This is a genomic window from Hydrocarboniphaga sp. (genome assembly GCF_965279055.1).
Classification (GTDB): domain Bacteria; phylum Pseudomonadota; class Gammaproteobacteria; order Nevskiales; family Nevskiaceae; genus Hydrocarboniphaga.
The window spans coordinates 208766-226987 of the sequence record NZ_OZ257125.1 but is presented as its reverse complement, the minus strand read 5'-3'; the positions used below and the strand labels follow the sequence as shown (position 1 = coordinate 226987).

Below are 18222 nucleotides of genomic sequence, written 5' to 3'. Positions count from 1 at the left end.
GTGCCGCCGCCAACCGCAGGGTCTGCGCCGCTCACGCGCGCAACATGAGTCCCGCCACGCCACCGCCCGCCGATTTACTGCCGCTGATCCGCACCAAGCTCGCGCCGCCGCGCGTCGCCAGTGCGCCGGTGGAAAGGCGCGCGCTGTTGCAGGAGCTGGAGAGCGGACGCGATCGCAAGCTGAGCCTGGTGATGGGCCCGGCCGGCAGCGGCAAGACCAGCCTGCTGGTGCAATGGCGCAAGGCGCTGTTGCAGCGCGGCGCGGCGGTGGCCTGGTACAACCTCGGCGCCGACGACGACGACGTGCATGTCGCCACCTACATCGTCGAAGCGCTGCGCCAGGCCGGCTCGCGGATCAATGCCGACGGCGATGGCGACGGCCTGAAATTGTTCGTGCGGTCCGGCGGCCGCGCCTGGCAGCATCTGCTGGCGACCTTGATCAACGACCTCGGCGACAGCACGGTCGAGACGTACCTGATGATCGACGATTTTCATCATCTGGGCTCGTTCCCGATGCTGCAGCTGATCGATCGCTGGCTGGCGCTGGCGCCGGCCGGCATGCACCTGGTGCTGGGCTCGCGTGCACGGCCGCCGCTGGATCTGCCTCGTCTCAGCGCCGAAGAGCAGTTCACCGAAATCCGCTTCGATCGCCTGCGTTTCGACTTCGACGAAACCCGGCGCTTCGTCGCCGCGCGCGGCCTGAATCTGAGTGCGGCGCGCATCGGCAATCTGCAGACCATCACCGACGGCTGGGCCGCGGGCCTGCAGCTGCTGACGTTTTCGCTGCGCAACGACACCCGCTCCGAAGCGGTGCTCGACCAGCAGGACAAGCTGTCGCTGTCGCAGGAAGACGCGCTGACGCGTTATCTGGAGACCTCGGCGGTGCACCAGCTCAGCGAGGCCGAGCTGAATTTCCTGACGCGCGTATCCGCGTGCCGGCGCTTCAACCGCGAGCTGTGCCAGCTGCTGACCGGCGATCCCGACGCCGACACTTATCTGGCGAAATTCGAAGCCGAGAATCTGTTCCTGCTGCCGATCGACACCAGCGACGCCGAGCCCTGGTATCGCTTCCACCGGCTGTTCGCGACGTTTCTGAACAAGCGCCTGGCACGGCTGGGCGACGTCGACCTGCACAATCTGCACCGGCTCGCCAGCCACTGGTTCGCCGGCCGCAACATGCATGTCGAGGCCCTGCGCCACGCCGATCTCGGCCGCGATGTCGATTTTCTGGTCGAGCTGGTCGACCGCGCCGGGCGCCGCATGACCAATGGCGCGCAGTACCTGGAGTTCCTGGCCTGGTACGACAAGCTGCCGGCGGACAAGCTCGGCGGCCGCATCAATATCCTGATGTGCGCGGCGCAGGCGCAGGTGTCGTGCAACCGCCTGGAGCAACTCGACCGTACGCTCGCGATCATCGAAAGCCATGCGGCTTATGCGCGGCCCGAAATCCGCAGCGAGGTGCTGCTGTGCCGCGCCTACCGGCATCTGCGGCAGGACGACACCGCGGCGCAGTGGCGCGCGATCGCCGAAGTACAGCGCGCGCTGCCGCTGCCGCCGGCGCAGAGCTGGCAGCTGAGTAGCGTCACCGGCTTTTCGCTGATCTACAGCGGCCGCTTTGAAGAAGCGCGCGAGCTGGTGCGCTCGCGCTTCCGTCACGGCGAGCTGTCGCGGCGCGACCAGGCCGTGCCTTTCGTCGACATGATTTCCGGCGTCAGCTTTCTGGTGCAGGGCAACTTCCGCCTGGCCAGCGAACAGCTGCTGCCGGTGCTCGACTCGGCAATGCGGCTGAAGAGCCTGGACACCGATGCAGCCGGCATCATCGTCGGCTATCTGATCGAGGGCGAATACCAGCTCGGCCGGCTCGACCAGACCCGCGAGCTGCTCGAACAGCATCAGGAGCTGATCGATGCGGTGGGTCTGCCGGACAGCGTGCTGATGAGTTACCGAGTGCGCGCGCGCATCGAGCGCATCGACAAGGACGACGCCAGCGCCCTGCACACGCTCAAGCGCCTGGAAGAAGCCGGTTATCGCATGGGCCTGGAGCGCCTGGTCGCCTGGAGCCTGCACGATCAGCTGCAGCTGGCGCTGGATCTGCACGAGATGGCGCGGCAGCGCGAGCTGCTGTCGCGCCTGGCCGCGCTGGCGCAGCGCTATCCGCCGGACAGCGGCGTGCGCGACGAAATCCGCCTGGCCGCGGCACTGGCGCACGCCGACGCCTCGTTCGCGCAGGCCGACGATCGCTCGGCGCTGCTGGCGATCGACAGCGCGATCGGCGTGGCCGCGGGCAGCGGCCGGCAGCTGGCGCAGACGCGTCTCGGCCTGCTGCGCGCGATGCTGCTGCTGCGCAGCGGCCAAGCGCAGGAAGCCGCCGCAGCCGCCGCCGGCCCTCTGCGCAAGGCGATCGAGCTGGGCATGCTGCGCGTGGTCGCCGATCTGGGTGCGGCGGCGCTGCCGCTGATCGAGCGGCTGGGCAACTCGGCGGAGCTGGCCGACTGCCACGAATTTCTGCTGGCCTCGCGCCGGTTGATCGAAGGCGATGGCGACGCGGAGCCGGCCGCACCGCAAGCGGCGGTTGCCGGCGACGGCTCGTCGGCCAAGCTGTTGTCGGTGCGCGAGCGCGAGGTGCTGGAGCTGCTCAGCCGCGCCTACTCGGCCAAGACCATCGCGCGCCAGCTCAGCCTGTCGCCGGGCACGGTCAAATGGCATCTGCGCAACATCTACGGCAAGCTCGGCGCCGCCACCCGCGAAGACGCGCTGGCCAAGGCGCGGGCGCTCGACATCCTGCGCTAAGGAACCTCTGATGAAGTCCTGCGCGCCGGCGCCGCCTGTATCGTCGGCCGATGCACTCCAGGCCCCTTCCCGGCTTCGCCCTGCCCTACCGAAACGATAGGGCTGCGCGCCCGGGTGCGGGTCTAAGTTGGCGCGCATGAATCCATCCGAGCCGACGCGCCGCCATGCCCGCCCCGTTTGATCCGAGCGCGCCGCCGGCCGCGCCATCGCCCGCGTTTTCGGCATCGGCGGCGGCGATCGCGCGCACCGCCTGGGGCGCGATCCTGTGGCTGACCGTGGTGCTGTTCGCCGGCGGCCTGATGCGCATGGCCTTCGGCCCCTTGCAGGAAGCGGTCAAGCTCGACATGGGCCTGAGCGACTTCCAGATCAGTCTGGTGCAGGGCATCGCCACCGGCCTGCCCGTCGGCCTGTTCTCGCTGCCGGTGGCGTGGATGACCGACCACGGCCACCGCATCCGCCTGCTCGCCGGGCTGATCGCGATTTGCGCGATCGGTACCTTGTGGACCGGCTTCTCCAGCGGCTTCAACGCGCTGTTCGTCGCGCGCATGCTCGCCTCACTGGGCGTGGCCTGCGCGCTGACCGTGGTGGTGTCGCTGTGCGCCGATCTGTGCCCGGCCGACAGCCGCGGCCGCGCGCTGGTGGTGGTGGCCCTGGGCGCGGTCGCCGGCACCGCGGCCGGCTACGTGCTCGGCGGCTCGCTGTTCACTTACCTGCAGCAGCACCCGTTGAACCTGTTCGGCGCACGCCCGGCCTGGCGCGAGATCCATATCCTGATCGGCATCGGCGGCCTGCTGCTGGTACCACCGCTGCTGGCGATGCGCGAGCCGGCACGCCACGAGGTGGCGACCACCGATACCGCGCTGAGCGCGAACCTGCGCGCACTCTGGGGCCGGCGCGCCTTCCTGTTCCCGCTGTTCGCCGGCCATCTGGGCGTGTCGATGGCGGATACCGCGGCGACGATCTGGGCGGCGCCGGTGCTGATCCGCGACTTTCACCTGGCGCCGGGCGAATTCGCCGGCTGGATGGGCGGCGTCATCATGGTCGGCGGCGTGCTCGGCGCAGTGATCGGCGGCCTGGGTGCCGACTGGGGCCAGAAAACCGGCCGCCGCGGCGGCATCCTGTACGCCGCGCTGATCGCGGTCTGCATCGGCATCCCGACCTCGCTGTACCCGCTGATGCCGACGGTCGCCGGTTTCGCGCTGATGCTGTGCCTGCTGCTGCTGGCCGGCACCACGATCAACCTGGTCGCCACCACGGCGATCACGGTGCTGATTCCCAACGAGGAGCGCGGCGTGTGCATGGCCTCGTTCGGCATCATCAATTCGGTGGTCGGCCTGAGCCTGGCGCCGACGCTGGTGACCGTGGCCAGCAGCGCGATGGGCGGCGAACAGCATCTGGGCGCGTCGCTGGCGATCACCGGCTTCGTCACCGGGGTGCTGTCGCTGATCGGCTACGTCTTCGCCTATCGCAACGCGCCGCTGCCGGCGGTGGCCTCGCGATAGAGGCTGGACGCCATGGCGGTTTTTTTGGTATCGCTATAGGCACAGCCAGAAGAACAGGAGAACGCCATGCAGGAAAGCTGCCCCTTCGAATTCAACTTCGATCCGACGAGTTTCAAGGTCGGCGATACCGTCAGCTATCGCGTGCCGAAACTGGCCGGTTTTCCGTTCGCGGCGACGATCACCGCGGTTTACGACGACTATCTGGAAATCATCGACGCCAGTGAACCGGGCAAGCCGATGAAAGCCACGCGCGAAAGCCGGCCGGTGGTGTCCGACGAAGCGGCGCTGGGCTGAACCCTACCAATCCCGCGAATCGCGCAGGTTCAGCATCGCCGGGACGCAGGCTGGCATACTAGGGACACGATCCCTGTACTCCAATTTTTATGTCGGATATCGCCGGCCTGCTGAAAACTGAAATTACTCGCCTTTCCAAAAAAGTGATCCGGCAATATGTAAGCCCGATCCAGGCGGCGACCACTCAGCATAAAAAACAATTGTCGGAGCTGAGCAAGCAGCTCCAGCAATTGCAGCGCGAGATCAAGAAGCTGCAGCGTGCCGGCACCGTGCCGGCCGCGGCGTCTGCCGGCGATGAAAGCAAGGTCCGTTTCACCGCAAAGGGTTTTGTCAGCCTGCGCAGCAAGCTCGGCCTTAGTGCGCGCGAAATGGCGCTGCTGCTCGATGTCAGCCTGCAGACGATCTACAACTGGGAGGCGCAGAAATCCGCCCCGCGCGCCGAGCAGGTCAAGGCGATCGCGCAGCTGCGCGGTATCGGCAAGAAACAGGCGAAAGCGCGCATCGCCGAGATCGAGGCGGCCCAGGCCTAAGGAACCTCCGATCCAGCAGGCGCGCCGGCGCTCAGGCCTGGAACAGGCGGATGTAATTGCCGCAGCGGTCGTCGAAAGTCGCGATCGTCACTTCGCCGAATTTCTGCGGCGCGCCGGTGAACACCACGCCCTGCGCGCTCAGCCGCGCGTAGTCCGCCTGGATGTCATCGGAGGCGAACATCGTCAGCGGTACACCCGCGGCGTAGAGCGCGCTCTGGTAGGCCTTCGCGTACTCGGTCGAGGCCGGTTCCAGCAGCAACTCGACCTCGCCGGATGGCGTGCCGACGCTGAGCCAGCTGTACTCGCCCATCGGAATGTCCTGGCGCACGACGAAACCCAGCACCTCGGTGTAGAAGCGGCGCGCCTGCGCCTGATCGCGCACCAGCACGCTGCTCAGCCTGATATGGATCATCGCAAATAACCTGGAACCTGACGGCGCGCGGTGAATGGCTGCCGGATCATAGCCGTGGCCAGCCCCGACCGACAACGCCGGCAGCGGGCCGCGCATTTGACGCGGCCGCAGGTGCCACCGACGATAGGCGGCGGCCGCAAGCAACCCCGGCCCTCAGGAATTAAACGGCAAATCTACTGGGACCCGCAGCGTCCCAAGGCAAAAGCGTCTGACTTACGACAGCACCCACGCCGGGCAGGCGGCCGGGAACGCGAAGGACGATCCGATCGCCGCCGACATCGCCGCGATCGGTCGGCTCGACGCGGTGCCGACGATCCTCGATGTCTGCTGTCGGCTGACCGGCCTGCGTTTCGCTGCGGTGGCGAGAGTCACCGAAACCCGCTGGATCGCCTGCGCAGTGCGCGACCAGCTCGGGTTCGGCCTGACGCCCGGCGGCGAACTCGAACTCAAGACCACGATCTGCGACGAAATCCGCCAGAGCGGCAAGGCCGTGGTGATCGACCAGGTCAGTGCGCATGCGCACTTCTGCACCCATCACACGCCGCGTCAGTACGGTTTTGAAAGCTACATCTCGATCCCGATCCATCGCGTCAACGGCGAGTTCTTCGGCACCTTGTGTGCGCTCGACCCGCTGCCGGCCAAGCTCGACGATCCGCAGGTGATCCAGACATTCGAGCTGTTCGCGAAGCTGATCAGCCTGCAGCTCGACAGCGAGCAGCGTCTGCAGCAAAGCCAGGCCGAGCTGCTGCACGAGCGGCACAACGCACAACTGCGCGAGCAGTTCATCGCCGTGCTCGGCCACGATCTGCGCACGCCGCTGGCGGTGGTGATGTCCGGCGCCGAGGTGCTGCTGCGGCTGCCGTTGCCGGCCACCGGCCACGACATCGCCACGCGCGTTCTGCGCAGCGCCGACCGCATGGCGCGACTGGTCGACAACATTCTGGACTTCGCCCGCGGCAAGCTCGGCAGCGGTATCCAGCTGCACAAACACGACGATCAGCAGCTCGGCCAGGCGCTGCAGCAGGTGATCACCGAACTGGCGACGGTGCATGCGCAGCGCCACATCGACGTGCAAATTCAGATCGACCGGAGCGTCAGCTGCGATACCGGCCGGATCGCGCAGCTGCTGTCCAACCTGCTCGGCAATGCGCTGACGCACGGATCGGCGAACGGGCCGGTGACGGTGCGCGCCGCCACGCGCGATGGCGAATTCACGCTGCAGGTGGAGAATCGCGGCACGCCGATCGCGGCCGAGATCCTGCCGCAGCTGTTTCAGCCTTTTACCCGCTTCAGCGGCGAGAAACGCTCGGGCGGACTGGGCCTGGGCCTGTATATCGCAGCCCAGATCGCGCAGGCGCACAACGGCAGCCTGCGCGCCGAATCTGCCGGAGGCAGCACGCGCTTTTTGTTCAGCATGCCGTTGTAAGCGGCCGATCCGGCGCGACGCTGCTCACGCCAGGCAGCGCCGCAGCGCGCCTTTACAGGCTGTTTCAAACCGTTTCCAAGTCGTACCGGTGGTTTACCGGCCGCCGCGGTCCAATGAACGTAGCGCGCACCGCGCCTTACCGGACCCCGACATGAGCCGACACACGCTATACGCCGCCGCCTTTGCCCTCGCGCTCGCCACGCTGTCCGCCTACGCCGAACCGCCGTCCGGCGTCAGCCAGCGCAAGCCGCCGCCGGAAGCCTACAGCGCCTGCGTCGGCAAAAGTGCCGGTGACAAGGTGACGCTGGCTATGCATGAGCACACGATGGAAGCGACTTGCGAAAAGATCGGCGACCAGCTTGCCGCGCGCCCGGCCCGTCTGCCGGACGGCGCGCCGCCAGAGCCGCAGTGATGGATCGCGCCACGCCTGCGCAAGGCGAAGCCAGCGCGCACGTCTACGGCCCGCCGCAGGACGCGGATATCGATGCCGCGCAACTGGCGGCGCTGGCTGAAACCGAGGCGCTGGACCGCGTGCTGGAGCTGTTGAGGCGCGAGCTGGATCTGCGTTGATACCGCGAAAAAACGCCGGCGCCGCATTGGCTCAACTCTGCCGCCGCTCGCGCATCGTGACGATCTCGCCGAGCGGGTGGCCGCGGCCGCCGAGGATCGCCTTGGAGGTCCACTCGATCGCCACCGGCTCGCCGGCCTTGGTCAGCAGAGTCGCCGGGCTTTGCTGCGCGGCGCCGGCCAGACGCATCACGTCGCGCAGCAGGCGGCCTTCGGCCTCGGCACTGCTCCAGCCGGTGAGACGCTCGGCGGCAGGGTTCAGAAAATGTACCTGGCCGAACTCGTCGCTGGCGATGACGCCGTCGGCGACGCTGGCCAGCGCCGACATCAGCCAGTGCTGCGACTCGCGCAGATTGGCGTCGATCTGGCCCTTGTACACCGCGAGCTGGATCGTCGACTTGAGTTCGCGCGCCAGGAACGGCTTGGTCAGATAGCCGAACGGGCCGATCTGGGTCAGCCTGTCGACGGTGCGCGTGTCGCTGTAGGCGGTCAGGAAAATCACCGGCACCTGCAGGTCGCGCTGGATCACCCGCGCCGCCTCCACGCCATCGACGTCGCCCTTGATGACGACGTCCATCAGCACCACGTCGGGAAGTTTTTGGCAGGCCAGGCGGATCGCGTCGGTGGCGTTGTCGGCGATGCCGATCACCTGGTGACCGATCGCCTGCACCTGGCTGGCCAGATCCAGCGCGACGATGGCTTCGTCTTCGACAATCAACAGTCCGGCCATGGGTGATCCTTTGTGGGCATTTTTGCGAACCAGCCGGATCAGAGCACGATGCGCGACAGCGGTACCACCAGGGACGCGCGCGTCCCCACCGATACGCCGATGTGCAGCGATGCGTCCAGCTGGGACGATAGGGAGCGGACCAAAGTCAGCCCGAGACTGGTCGACAGAAGGTCGGTTTTTTCCGCCGAAAGGCCGCAGCCGTTGTCCTGCACGACCAGGTTGAAGCCGGCGTCGGAGATCGTCACGACGACGCTGATCCGCGGCCGGCCCGAGCACTCGTAGCGGTCTGGAAACGCGTGCTTGACCGCGTTGCCGTACAGCTCGTTGACGATCAGGCCCAGCGGGATCGCGGTGTCGATGCCGATGCGCAGCGGCGGACACTGGCACTGCGTGGAGATGTCGCGCTCGTTGGCGCCGGTGGACGCGCCGAGACGCCGCAGCAGATCGTTCAGGTAGTCGTCGAGGTCGATCACCGACAGGCTCGATGACTGGTAGAGCTTCTCGTGAACCAGCGCCATCGCGCGCACGCGCTGCGCGGCGTTGGCCAGCGCAGCGCGTGCGGCGCCGTCGGTGATCGTGCGCAGCTGCAGGTTGAACAGGCTGCTGACCACCTGCAGGTTGTTCTTGACGCGGTGATAGACCTCGCGCAGCAGCGTCTCCTTTTCGAGCAGCGCGTCCTGCATCTCGACTTCGTGCTGGCGCTGGCCCGAGATGTCGCTTGCGATACAGAGAAAGCCGCTGATGGCGCCGTGCTCGTCGCGCAGCGCCGACACCAGCAGCTGTACCGGAAAGCTGCTGGCATCCTGGCGAACATAGGTCCATTCCCGTTGCTCGATGCCGCCGCTGCGCACCGGCGCGACGATCGCCTCGAAGCCGGCCTCCAGTGGCGCCGCGCCGGCTCCGTGCAGCAGCTTCGCCCGCCGGCGCAGATCGGCCGGATCGTGCAGCCGGATCGCCGGCATGCCGATCGCGTCGGCCTCGCTGTACTGCAGCATGCGTTGCGCGGCGAGGTTGAAGCTGACGATGAGCCCGTCCGCATCGGTGGCGATGATCGCGGTCGGCGCCGAGCTGACGATGCTCGACTGCAGCGCCAGCGCGCGGCGCAGCTCGTCCTCGGCGCGCTTGCGCTCCTCGACGTTCTTCATCTGGCAGATGAAATAGCACGGCTCGCCGCCGGCAGCGCGCACCAGCGACACCGCCAGCAGCACCCAGACATGGCCGCCGCTCTTGTGCTCGAAGCGTTGCTCGAGCTGGCCTTTCTGAATCTGGCCGAGCATCAGCTGGTCCATCAGGTCGAGGTCGTGCGCCAGGTCATCGGGATGGGTGATGTCCTGCAAGTTCATGCCCAGCAGCTCGCCCTGGCTATAGCCGGTGATGTCGGACACCGCCTGGTTGATCTCGATCCAGCGACCGTCCAGCGCGACGATCGCCATGCCGATCGGCGCGTTCTCCATGATCGTGCGGAATCGATAATCGCTTTCACGAAGTGACTGCTCGATCAGGTGGCGCTGCGAGATATCCGTCGCCATTGCCACCACCAGCTGCTGGCCGCCGACGAGAATATGGCTCATTGAAACTTCCATCGGGAAGGATTCGCCGTCGCGCAGGCCATGCACCGGCCATTGCGGCCGTGCCAGCCCCCTGTTGGACGAGCCGAAATACTCCAGAAGGTTCTCGCGGTACCGGGCGCGCAGACGGTCTGGGATCAGGTGCTCGACATTGCTGCCGATCAGCAACTGCAGCGGCTCGCCGAAGATCAGCGCCGCCTGGTCGTTGGCGCGCAGGATGTTGCCGCGAAGATCGACCACCAGGATCGCCTGCGGCGCGTACTCGAAGATGCTGCGCAGCAAGGTCTCGCTGTCCCGGAGCGCGTCGGCCTGTTCGCGCGCGGCCAACTCGGAGCGACGGACGCGCTGCTGCAAACCTGACACCTGCAACACCCAGACGATCACCACCAGCAGCAGCAGCGCGCTCGGCGCCGCCGGAACGACCCAATGCTGCAATGGCGAACAGTCCATGGCGTGATTAGTTACAACGAAGAACGCTGGTTCAGGGAACCCTCGAACAACTCGGCTGCCGACGACGTGTCGTCGAGACGAGTCGATCAGGCTTTGATTGTGCCGATATTGATGGCTTAAGTCTCGGCTTGCTGTGATCCGATCGCTCTTCGATCTCCACATCGCAACAAGCATCACGCCACTCGCAAATGGGCTTTTCAGCACTTCCCTAAAACGAGTAGCTCGCGCTGACTGCAAGGTTGTCGCGATCGATGCGATTGTTGTCGCGTCCGCCGCCGGTGAACCATTGGTAGGCGAACTGCGCCGTCAGCGCCTGGCTGAGCTGGACTTCGGTGCCGGCCAGAATTTCCTTGCGGCCCTCGACGAAGTTCTGCACCGGCAGCGGCGCAATGCCGCCGACGTCCCAGAAATAGCCAAAAACCGGGCGCAAATGCACGCCGCGGAAGACGTCGTTGTATTCGAAACGCGTCAGCAGGCGCAGGCCCCAGGCGAAATCGTCGGCAAAGCCGCTGGTCTGCTGCGTCGGATTGAAACGCGCCGGGTCCGGCGTGCCGTCGGGGCTGCCGGTGCCGTCGGCACCGGGGCTGGCATGCGTGCGATTGACGCCGCCGCCGTCGAACTGCAGGCGCTTGCGCGACGGCATGTCGTAGACCTGGGTGAAGCCACCCTCCAGCAGCACGATGATCTGGTCGGCGCGCAGCCAGTTGCTGCCGGAGAACGAGCGGATCAACGTCGCGTCGAACTGCCCGACCTGCTGGCGCTCGTAGCCGCGCACGATCTGGTTGGCCTGCGTCGGCAGGTTGCGATACACGCTCAGATAGTCGGGCGTCACATGTCGTCGGCCGGGGATCGTCGAGCCAACCACCGGCAAAGGCAGATCGATCACGCCGCCGACCGGGTTCACGGTCACGTCCTGCTCGGGGAACGCCGGCTGCACCGCCGAAAACACCACGTCGGTGACATGCACCTGCAGCGGCAGATTCGGCCGGAACGAATATTCCGCCGACAGCGAGTAGGAGCCGATGTTGGTGTTGAAGCTGAAGCCAAACATCTGGATGTCCTCGGGGTAGTCGAGGAATGCGCGCGCGCTGTCGATTGGCAGGGGTTCCAGGCCGAGGCCGGTGACGTTGATCCTGCCGTTGAAGCCGCGGCAAGCGGCCAGCGCGGCGACGAAGTTGGTATTGCCGCCGGGAATGCAGGTTTCGTTCGCGGCAACCGCGCTGATGTAAGGCAGGCGGCTGTGATAGTTCAGAAAATAGAAGCTCAGCTCGGTGCCGCCGTTGAGCTGGTCGGCAAAGTAACTGAACTTGGCGCCGTACTGGCCAGCGTCGCGCGGCTCGCCGATCTTGTCGTCGACCGGCACGGTGAACGTGGTCTGCGAAAACAGCGCGATTTCACCGTTGGACCGGAAGCGCTTGTCGGGGTCTTCGGAATGCTGGCCCAAGGTCGACATCACATAGCGGCCGCCGCCGATGATGTCGCTGTCGGAGAAAAAGCTGCCCTGCGGATCGACCTGCACCGGCTCCCAGCCGAACTGGTACATCAGCTCGACGCTGGCGTTCTCGAACAGGTCCATCGACAGCAGCGCCATCGGCACCGGCGTGAACAGGCGCCCGACTTCGATACCCGGAAAGCGCAGGTAGGCCTGATTCGGCGGATTGATTTCCGAGATGCTGTTGACGGCGACCAGGTTGGATTCGCCCCAGCGCAGCAGCTGTTTGCCGACCGAGAACGTGCCGCTGCGGTCGCCCGCGTCGAACGCGTACTGCACATAGGCGTCGAGCAACTGGTAGTCCTTGGCATAGCGCTTTTCGACTTCGCTGCTGCGCTGGGTGTGACGCGGCTGCCAGCGCGTGTTGTTGTGGGTTTCCTCGAAGTCCTCGTTGACCGGGTCGAAGAAGCCGACACCGCGCACGCGGCCGAGAAAATCGCCGTACTGCACTTTGAGATCGCTGTTCAGCCGCGACGTCGCCGCCACCAGGTCGTACTGGTCGTAGTTCATCTCGCCGTCGTCGGCATTGACGCCGGAGAACGCGCCAGCGGCGTCGACCAGGCGCTGGTTCGGCTCCGGATCACCGCCGAAGGACATGCAGTCGTCCGGCGTACACAGGTCCTGCTGGCCGGGTACGTCGAGTTTGCCGAGCAGCTTGTTGCTGCGCTTCTGCATGCGCACCGCGGCGCCGATGGTGGCGGTGTTGTTGAGCGTGATCCTCGCGCCTTCGTATTCGGTGTCGAAGGCCCGCGCCGGCGACAGCATGGCAAGACCGAACAGCAGCAGACAGGCGCGGGCGTGCGCCGTCGTGGGTTTCCGCATGGCTCTCTCTCCTCGCGAGGCGTTGATCGCCTTCTATGTGGCGGACGCTAGCAGACCGCTACCGCGTCGCGGCTTGACCGTAGAGACAAGCCGGTGAGCGCAGCGGCGAAGGCGCCGCGATGCGCCACAAGCACAATGCGACGACAAGCCACACCGAGCACCGGCGCGCATTCGCGACAGCCGGGCCGAGTGCCGGAGGAGAACCGATGCGCCCGTTCCTGCCCGCCCGCAGCCTGCTGTGTCTTGCGTCCTGTCTGCTGTTCAGCTTCAGCGCCGAAGCCGGCGTTGCCGCCGCCGACGCCGCGCGGCTGGGCAAGGAGCTGACCGCCATCGGCGCCGAGCGTGCCGGCAACAAGGACGGCACCATCCCGGCATGGACCGGCGCCAGCAACTTCACCGACGAGCAGAAGCACTACACGCCGGCCGATCTGGAAAAGCTGCGCAAGGGCGATCCGGACAAGATCGAAAAAACACTGGAGCAGGCCGCCGGCAGCGCGTCGAAAGTCAGCTTCGAAATCACCGCGGCGAATCTGGCGCAGTACGCTGGCAAGCTCAGCGACGGCCACAAGGCGCTGTTCGCGGCTTATCCGGACTACAAAATGCGGGTTTATCCGACCATCCGCACCGGCTATTTCCCGCCGGAAATCGAAGCGGCGACGATCGCCAACGCCACGGCTGCATCGCTGGAAGGCAGTGATTCGGTCAAGGGCGCGAAGCTCGGCTTTCCGTTCCCGATCCCCAAGTCCGGCGCCGAAGTGATCTGGAATCACAAGCTCAAGTTCAAGGGCGACGCGGCGCGGCGCTACAACAACCAGGCGATCGTCAAGCCCGACGGCAGCTATCTGATCACCAAGCTGGTCGAGGACGTGAAGTTCGTCTACGCCAACATCGAGCACCCCGGCGACGGCAAGCTCAGCGCGTTCTACCAGTCCGAAACGCTGGCGCCGGCGCGCGTCGCCGGCCAGATCACGCTGGTGCACGAAACCGCCGACCAGAGCAGCGGCGGCCGCGCGGCGTGGATCTTCAGCCCGGCACTGGGCCGCGTCACGCGCGCACCGGACGTGGGCTACGACAACCCCGCGGTGGGCACCGACGGCGAGCAGTTCAACGACCAGATCGACGTGTTCAACGGCGCGCTCGACCGCTACAGCTGGAAGCTGATCGGCAAGAAGGAAATCTACATTCCGTACAACTCCTACCTGATCAACAGCCCAAAGGTGAAGTACAAGGACATCCTGCGCGCCCATCACATCAACCAGGATCTCGCGCGTTACGAGCTGCACCGCGTCTGGGTGGTCGAGGCCACGCTCAAGCCCGGCCAGCGTCACCAGTTCGCCAAGCGGGTGTTCTATGTCGACGAGGACAGCTGGAGCATCGCCGTGGTCGACTGCTATGACGAGCGCGGCAAGCTGTGGAAAGTGCAGGAGGCGCATCTGCTGACCGCGCCGTTCGTGCCGACCGTGACCGGCGTGCCCGAGCTGATCTACGACCTGCAATCGAAGCGCTACTTCACCACCGCGATGAGCAACGAAGAACAGATCACCGACTTCCAGGCCCGCTACGACGACAACTATTTCGACCCGGCGACGCTGAAGCGGCGCGCGCGCAACCGCTAGGTTCCCTAAACGCTGGCGCCTGCGCTCACAGCCGTCGTGGCGCCCAGCGCATAGACCGGAATTCCTTCGGCGAAACCTTTCATCGCCTCCGGCGTGCGCGGCGCGATGCTGAAGCGCTGGTCGTCGCTGATCGCATCGCCGGTGCGCTGATCGATCAGCACTTCGCCGTCGGCGGCGCGCTGGCACAGCCGCGCCGCCAGGTTGACCGCGGTGCCGACCGCCGCGTATTCGAGCCGGCCGGCGCCGCGCAGCGCGCCTATCGTGGTCTCGCCGGTGGCGACGCCGATGCCGATGCCGAGCGGCACGCCGGCATCGGCTAGGAACTCGCCGATGCGCAGGCTCAGCTCCTGCGCCAGCCTCACCGCATGTACCGCGTGACGCCTGTCCTTCAGCGGCGCGCCGACCAGGATCAGCACGCCATCACCGGCGTGATCCTTGATCGTGCCGCGATGCCGCAGGCTGACCTGGCCGACCACGCGGTAATAGCGCTCCAGCAGGCCGACCACCAGATCCGAATCGTGATCGCGCGCATACGCGGTGAAGCCGCGCAGATCGCAGATGACGATGCTGATCTCGCGGCGCTCGCGATGCATCGCCTCCTCCATGCCGCGCGTCGACAGCAGCCGCGCGATCTCCGGCGAAATGAACTGGCGCATCGAGGCGCCGCGCTGGCCCTGGATAATCAGGTATTGCACCGAGCCGGACAGGAAGATCAGCAGGCCGAAGGAGATCACCAGCGGCACCCACTGGCGGCTGACCAGCAGGCCGGCGAGCAGGAACGGCGCGGCGATCATCAGCGCGTACAGGCGCACCGATTCCGCCGGGTCCTTGCGCGTGAAGCGCACGATGATCAGCGCGATCGCCGACAGCAGAATCGCGGTGCCCAGCACCGGGATCAGCGCCCAGCCCCAGCCATGCACGCGAATCGCGCCCTTGGCGTCGACACCGGCCGAATCCGGCGCCAGCACGACGTAGCCGATCACCAGCAGGCCGTACAGCAGCGCGATGCCCTGCGATACGCGAAACAGCACGCCGACCGTGCGCCGCAGGGTCACGCTGGCGTCGGCGGCAACGCGACGCGCCCATTCGATGCCGGCGAGGATCGACAAGGTCTCCAGGCTGCGGCTGCTGATCTGGTAGATCCAGAAACCGTTCTTGCCGAGGCTGAACTCCTGCGGCACCAGCGCCAGGCGCAGGCCGATCACGATCAGGCACAGCGCCAACGCGCGGCTCGGCCGACTGTTCCAGTCCGCCCAAAGGAAAATGCCACCGAGGCCGACGGCGAGCAGGGCCGCCACCCAGAATGCGCTGCCGTCCATGTCTTGTTCGGGTTCTCGTGATGGGCTGAGCTGCGGCGCCGATGTTGAGGCCGATGCAGCGTGTCGGCAACCGTATGGAGCTTTCGATGCGTCCCGCGATACGCGCCTACGGCGCTACTCGGGAGGAACGCGGGGCGAGATTACTTCTGTCCGTTCCTCCCGAGTAGCCGCAACGCGGCGTATCGAGGGACGCAAGCAAAGCCGAGTCGCCATCCATGGCGACGGTCCGCATACTCAAGCGATGCCGACCGTGCGCGATGTCGAAAACTGGTATGCCGAACGCGGCTGGAGCGTGTTCGATTTCCAGCGCGAATGCTGGGCCGCTTACGCCACCGGCGAATCCGGGCTGATCCATGCGCCGACCGGCGCCGGCAAGACGCTGGCCGCGTGGATCGCCGCGCTGCTGCAGGCCGCAGGCGGCGACGAGCCGCTGCGCGTCATCTGGATCACGCCGATGCGCGCGCTCGCCGCCGATACCGCGGCCGGCCTGCAGCAGGCCAGCGATGCGCTGCGCGCCGGCTGGAACGTCGAGCTGCGCACCGGCGATACCGGTAGCGCGGCGCGCGCGCGGCAACGCAAGCGTCTGCCGCAGGCTCTGGTGACGACGCCGGAGTCGCTGTCGCTACTGCTGTCCTACGCCGACCTGATTCCACAGTTCGCCGGCCTGCAAGCCGTGATCGTCGACGAATGGCACGAGCTGCTCGGCAGCAAGCGCGGCGTGCAGACCGAGCTGTGCCTGTCGCGGCTGCGGGCGCTGTCGCCGCCGCTGCGCAGCTGGGGCCTGTCGGCGACGCTCGGCAATCTCGATGAAGCAGCGCGCGTGCTGGTCGGGCCGCGACGGCCGGCGCGCATCATCAAAGGTGTCACGCCCAAGCACACCGTGATCGAAACGCTGATTCCACCGACGATCCAGCGCTTCGCCTGGGCCGGACATCTCGGCCTGCCGCAGCTGCCGCAAGTGCTGGGTGCGATCGAGAGCGCCGCCAGCTCGCTGATCTTCACCAACACGCGCTCCCAGGCCGAGCGCTGGTTCGAGGCATTGAGCACGGCCAAACCGGACTGGGCCATGGCGCTGCATCACGGCTCGCTAGACGCCGCGCTGCGCCGCGAAGTCGAGGCCGCGCTGAAAGCCGGCGAGCTGCGCGCGGTGGTCGCGACCTCGAGCCTCGATCTGGGCGTGGACTTCACGCCGGTGGATCAGGTGATCCAGATCGGCGGGCCGAAAGGCGTGGCGCGGCTGCTGCAACGCGCCGGCCGCAGCGGCCATCGCCCCGGCGAAACCAGCCGCATCGTCTGCGTGCCGACGATGGCGCTGGAGCTGGCCGAATTCGCCGCCGCGCGCCGCGCCGCAGCGGCCGGCCTGATCGAGGCGCGACGGCCGCTGCGCAACAGCCTCGACGTGCTCGCCCAACACGTCGTCACGCTGGCGCTGACCGGCGTGGTCAGCGCGGCCGCGCTGCGCCGCGAAATCGCGGCGACGCATGCCTACGACGATCTGTCCGACGCGCAATGGAACTGGGTGCTGGATTTCGTGATGCGCGGCGGCAGCGCGCTGCAGGCCTATCCGCAGTATCACAAGGTGGTCGAGCGTGACGGCCTGCTGCAGGTCGACGATGCGCGGCTGGCGCAGCGTCATCGCATGGCGGTCGGCACCATCGTCGCCGACACGATGATGCGCGTCAGTTATCTGCGCGGTGGCTCGCTCGGCAGCGTCGAGGAAAGCTTCATCTCGCGGCTCAAGCCCGGCGACGCTTTCTTCTTCGCCGGCCGCCGCGTGTCCCTGCTCAAAGTGCGCGACATGACCGCGTACGTGAAACCCGGCAGCGGTAGCGGCAGCAAGCTGATCCCGCGCTGGATGGGCGGGCGCATGCCGCTGTCGTCGGAACTCGCCGGCAGCCTGACCGAGCTGCTGTCGCGTGGTGATCAGGCGAGCGATCCGGAGATGCGGGCACTGGCGCCGCTGCTGGAACTGCAGCAGCGCTGGTCGCAATTGCCGGCGCCCGGCACGCTGCTGATCGAGCGCGCGCGTTCGCGCGAAGGCCGGCATTGGTTCGTCTATCCGATGGCCGGGCGCCATGTGCACGAAGGCCTGTCGGCTTTGCTCGCATGGCGGCTCGCACAACACACGCCGCTGACCTGCAGCTTTTCGGTCAACGACTACGGCTTCGAACTGCTCGCCCGCAACTTGCCGGATCTCGATGCCGGCGAACTCGCAGCGCTGCTCAGCCCCGAGGATCTGCAACACGATCTGCTCGCCGGCATCAATGCCTCGGAGATGGCGCGGCGCCGCTTTCGCGAAATTGCGCGCATCGCCGGCCTGGTTTTCGAGGGTTATCCCGGAGGCGGCGCGCGCAAGAGTGCGCGGCAGATTCAGGCCTCCAGCGGCCTGATCTACGACGTGCTCGCGCGCTACGACCCGGACAACCAGCTGACGCGGCAAGCGCTGAGCGAAGCGCTGGAGCAGCAGCTGGACTATCAAAGACTGCGCGACACGCTGCTGCAGTTGCAGGCGGCGCGCATCGTCGTCGTCGACGTCGAGCGCTTCACGCCGCTGGCGTTTCCGCTGTGGACGGATCGGCTGAACCAGCATCGCGTGTCCAGCGAAGGCGTGCACGAGCGCATCGCCCGCATGCTCGCCGAACTCGAGGCCGCCGCCAGCGAGCCGGTGCCGCGACGCCGCCGCAAGCGCGCGGCCGCTGGCTGAT

Annotated in this window: 14 protein-coding genes; 9 read left to right on the top strand and 5 right to left on the bottom strand. The window is 66.8% G+C overall.

All coding sequences use genetic code 11. The features are described from left to right. Window positions 1-44: 44 nt before the first annotated feature. The 4 genes from ACQZF9_RS01100 (at window position 45) to ACQZF9_RS01085 (ending at window position 5115) form a co-directional block, all read left to right on the top strand. On the top strand, window positions 45-2789 hold the full coding sequence (locus tag ACQZF9_RS01100) for a LuxR C-terminal-related transcriptional regulator (protein ID WP_428311436.1): 2745 nt from the start codon (window positions 45-47) through the stop codon (window positions 2787-2789). A gap of 164 nt (window positions 2790-2953) precedes the next feature. Further along, window positions 2954-4291 carry an MFS transporter gene (locus ACQZF9_RS01095; protein WP_428311435.1) on the top strand — a complete coding sequence of 446 codons (1338 nt, stop codon included), beginning with the start codon at window positions 2954-2956 and terminating at the stop codon, window positions 4289-4291. 66 nt (window positions 4292-4357) lie between these two features. Continuing rightward, a complete protein-coding gene (locus tag ACQZF9_RS01090) occupies window positions 4358-4585 on the top strand; it encodes a hypothetical protein (protein ID WP_428311434.1) in 228 nt (75 codons plus the stop codon). Window positions 4586-4785: 200 nt separating this feature from the next. Beyond that, on the top strand, window positions 4786-5115 hold the full coding sequence (locus tag ACQZF9_RS01085) for a helix-turn-helix domain-containing protein (protein WP_428311433.1): 330 nt from the start codon (window positions 4786-4788) through the stop codon (window positions 5113-5115). A 31-nt stretch (window positions 5116-5146) separates the two neighbouring features. Here ACQZF9_RS01085 and ACQZF9_RS01080 read toward each other — a convergent pair whose 3' ends face one another. After that, a complete protein-coding gene (locus ACQZF9_RS01080) occupies window positions 5147-5527 on the bottom strand; it encodes a VOC family protein (RefSeq protein WP_428311432.1) in 381 nt (126 codons plus the stop codon). A 304-nt stretch (window positions 5528-5831) separates the two neighbouring features. On the opposite strand from ACQZF9_RS01080, the gene ACQZF9_RS01075 reads away from it, so the two are divergent. The 3 genes from ACQZF9_RS01075 to ACQZF9_RS01065 all read left to right on the top strand — a co-directional run bounded on the left by ACQZF9_RS01075 (window position 5832) and on the right by ACQZF9_RS01065 (window position 7523). Continuing rightward, window positions 5832-6953 carry a GAF domain-containing sensor histidine kinase gene (locus ACQZF9_RS01075; protein WP_428311431.1) on the top strand — a complete coding sequence of 374 codons (1122 nt, stop codon included), beginning with the start codon at window positions 5832-5834 and terminating at the stop codon, window positions 6951-6953. Window positions 6954-7104: 151 nt separating this feature from the next. Beyond that, on the top strand, window positions 7105-7365 hold the full coding sequence (locus ACQZF9_RS01070) for a hypothetical protein (protein ID WP_428311430.1): 261 nt from the start codon (window positions 7105-7107) through the stop codon (window positions 7363-7365). Continuing rightward, a complete protein-coding gene (locus tag ACQZF9_RS01065; protein ID WP_428311429.1) occupies window positions 7365-7523 on the top strand; it encodes a hypothetical protein in 159 nt (52 codons plus the stop codon). Before ACQZF9_RS01070 ends, ACQZF9_RS01065 begins: the two co-directional genes overlap by 1 nt. Before the next feature lie 31 nt (window positions 7524-7554). Here the strand turns inward: ACQZF9_RS01065 and ACQZF9_RS01060 are convergent, their stop codons facing one another. The 3 genes from ACQZF9_RS01060 to ACQZF9_RS01050 form a co-directional block, all read right to left on the bottom strand. Continuing rightward, a complete protein-coding gene (locus ACQZF9_RS01060) occupies window positions 7555-8250 on the bottom strand; it encodes a response regulator (protein WP_428311428.1) in 696 nt (231 codons plus the stop codon). A gap of 38 nt (window positions 8251-8288) precedes the next feature. Then, on the bottom strand, window positions 8289-10268 hold the full coding sequence (locus ACQZF9_RS01055; RefSeq protein ID WP_428311427.1) for a PAS domain S-box protein: 1980 nt from the start codon (window positions 10266-10268) through the stop codon (window positions 8289-8291). Between the two features lie 208 nt (window positions 10269-10476). Continuing rightward, window positions 10477-12582 (bottom strand): DUF1302 domain-containing protein, encoded by a 2106-nt coding sequence (locus ACQZF9_RS01050; protein WP_428311426.1) that lies wholly within the window; start codon window positions 12580-12582, stop codon window positions 10477-10479. Window positions 12583-12788: 206 nt separating this feature from the next. Between ACQZF9_RS01050 and ACQZF9_RS01045 the strand changes: the two genes are divergently transcribed. Further along, a complete protein-coding gene (locus tag ACQZF9_RS01045; RefSeq protein WP_428311425.1) occupies window positions 12789-14198 on the top strand; it encodes a DUF1329 domain-containing protein in 1410 nt (469 codons plus the stop codon). 5 nt (window positions 14199-14203) lie between these two features. Here ACQZF9_RS01045 and ACQZF9_RS01040 read toward each other — a convergent pair whose 3' ends face one another. Then, the gene (locus ACQZF9_RS01040) at window positions 14204-15517 is read right to left on the bottom strand and encodes an adenylate/guanylate cyclase domain-containing protein (RefSeq protein WP_428311424.1); all 1314 of its coding nucleotides are present in this window, start codon (window positions 15515-15517) and stop codon (window positions 14204-14206) included. A gap of 241 nt (window positions 15518-15758) precedes the next feature. On the opposite strand from ACQZF9_RS01040, the gene ACQZF9_RS01035 reads away from it, so the two are divergent. Next, window positions 15759-18221, top strand: coding sequence for a ligase-associated DNA damage response DEXH box helicase (locus ACQZF9_RS01035; RefSeq protein ID WP_428311423.1), 2463 nt, complete (start codon window positions 15759-15761; stop codon window positions 18219-18221). Window position 18222: the final 1 nt, after the last annotated feature.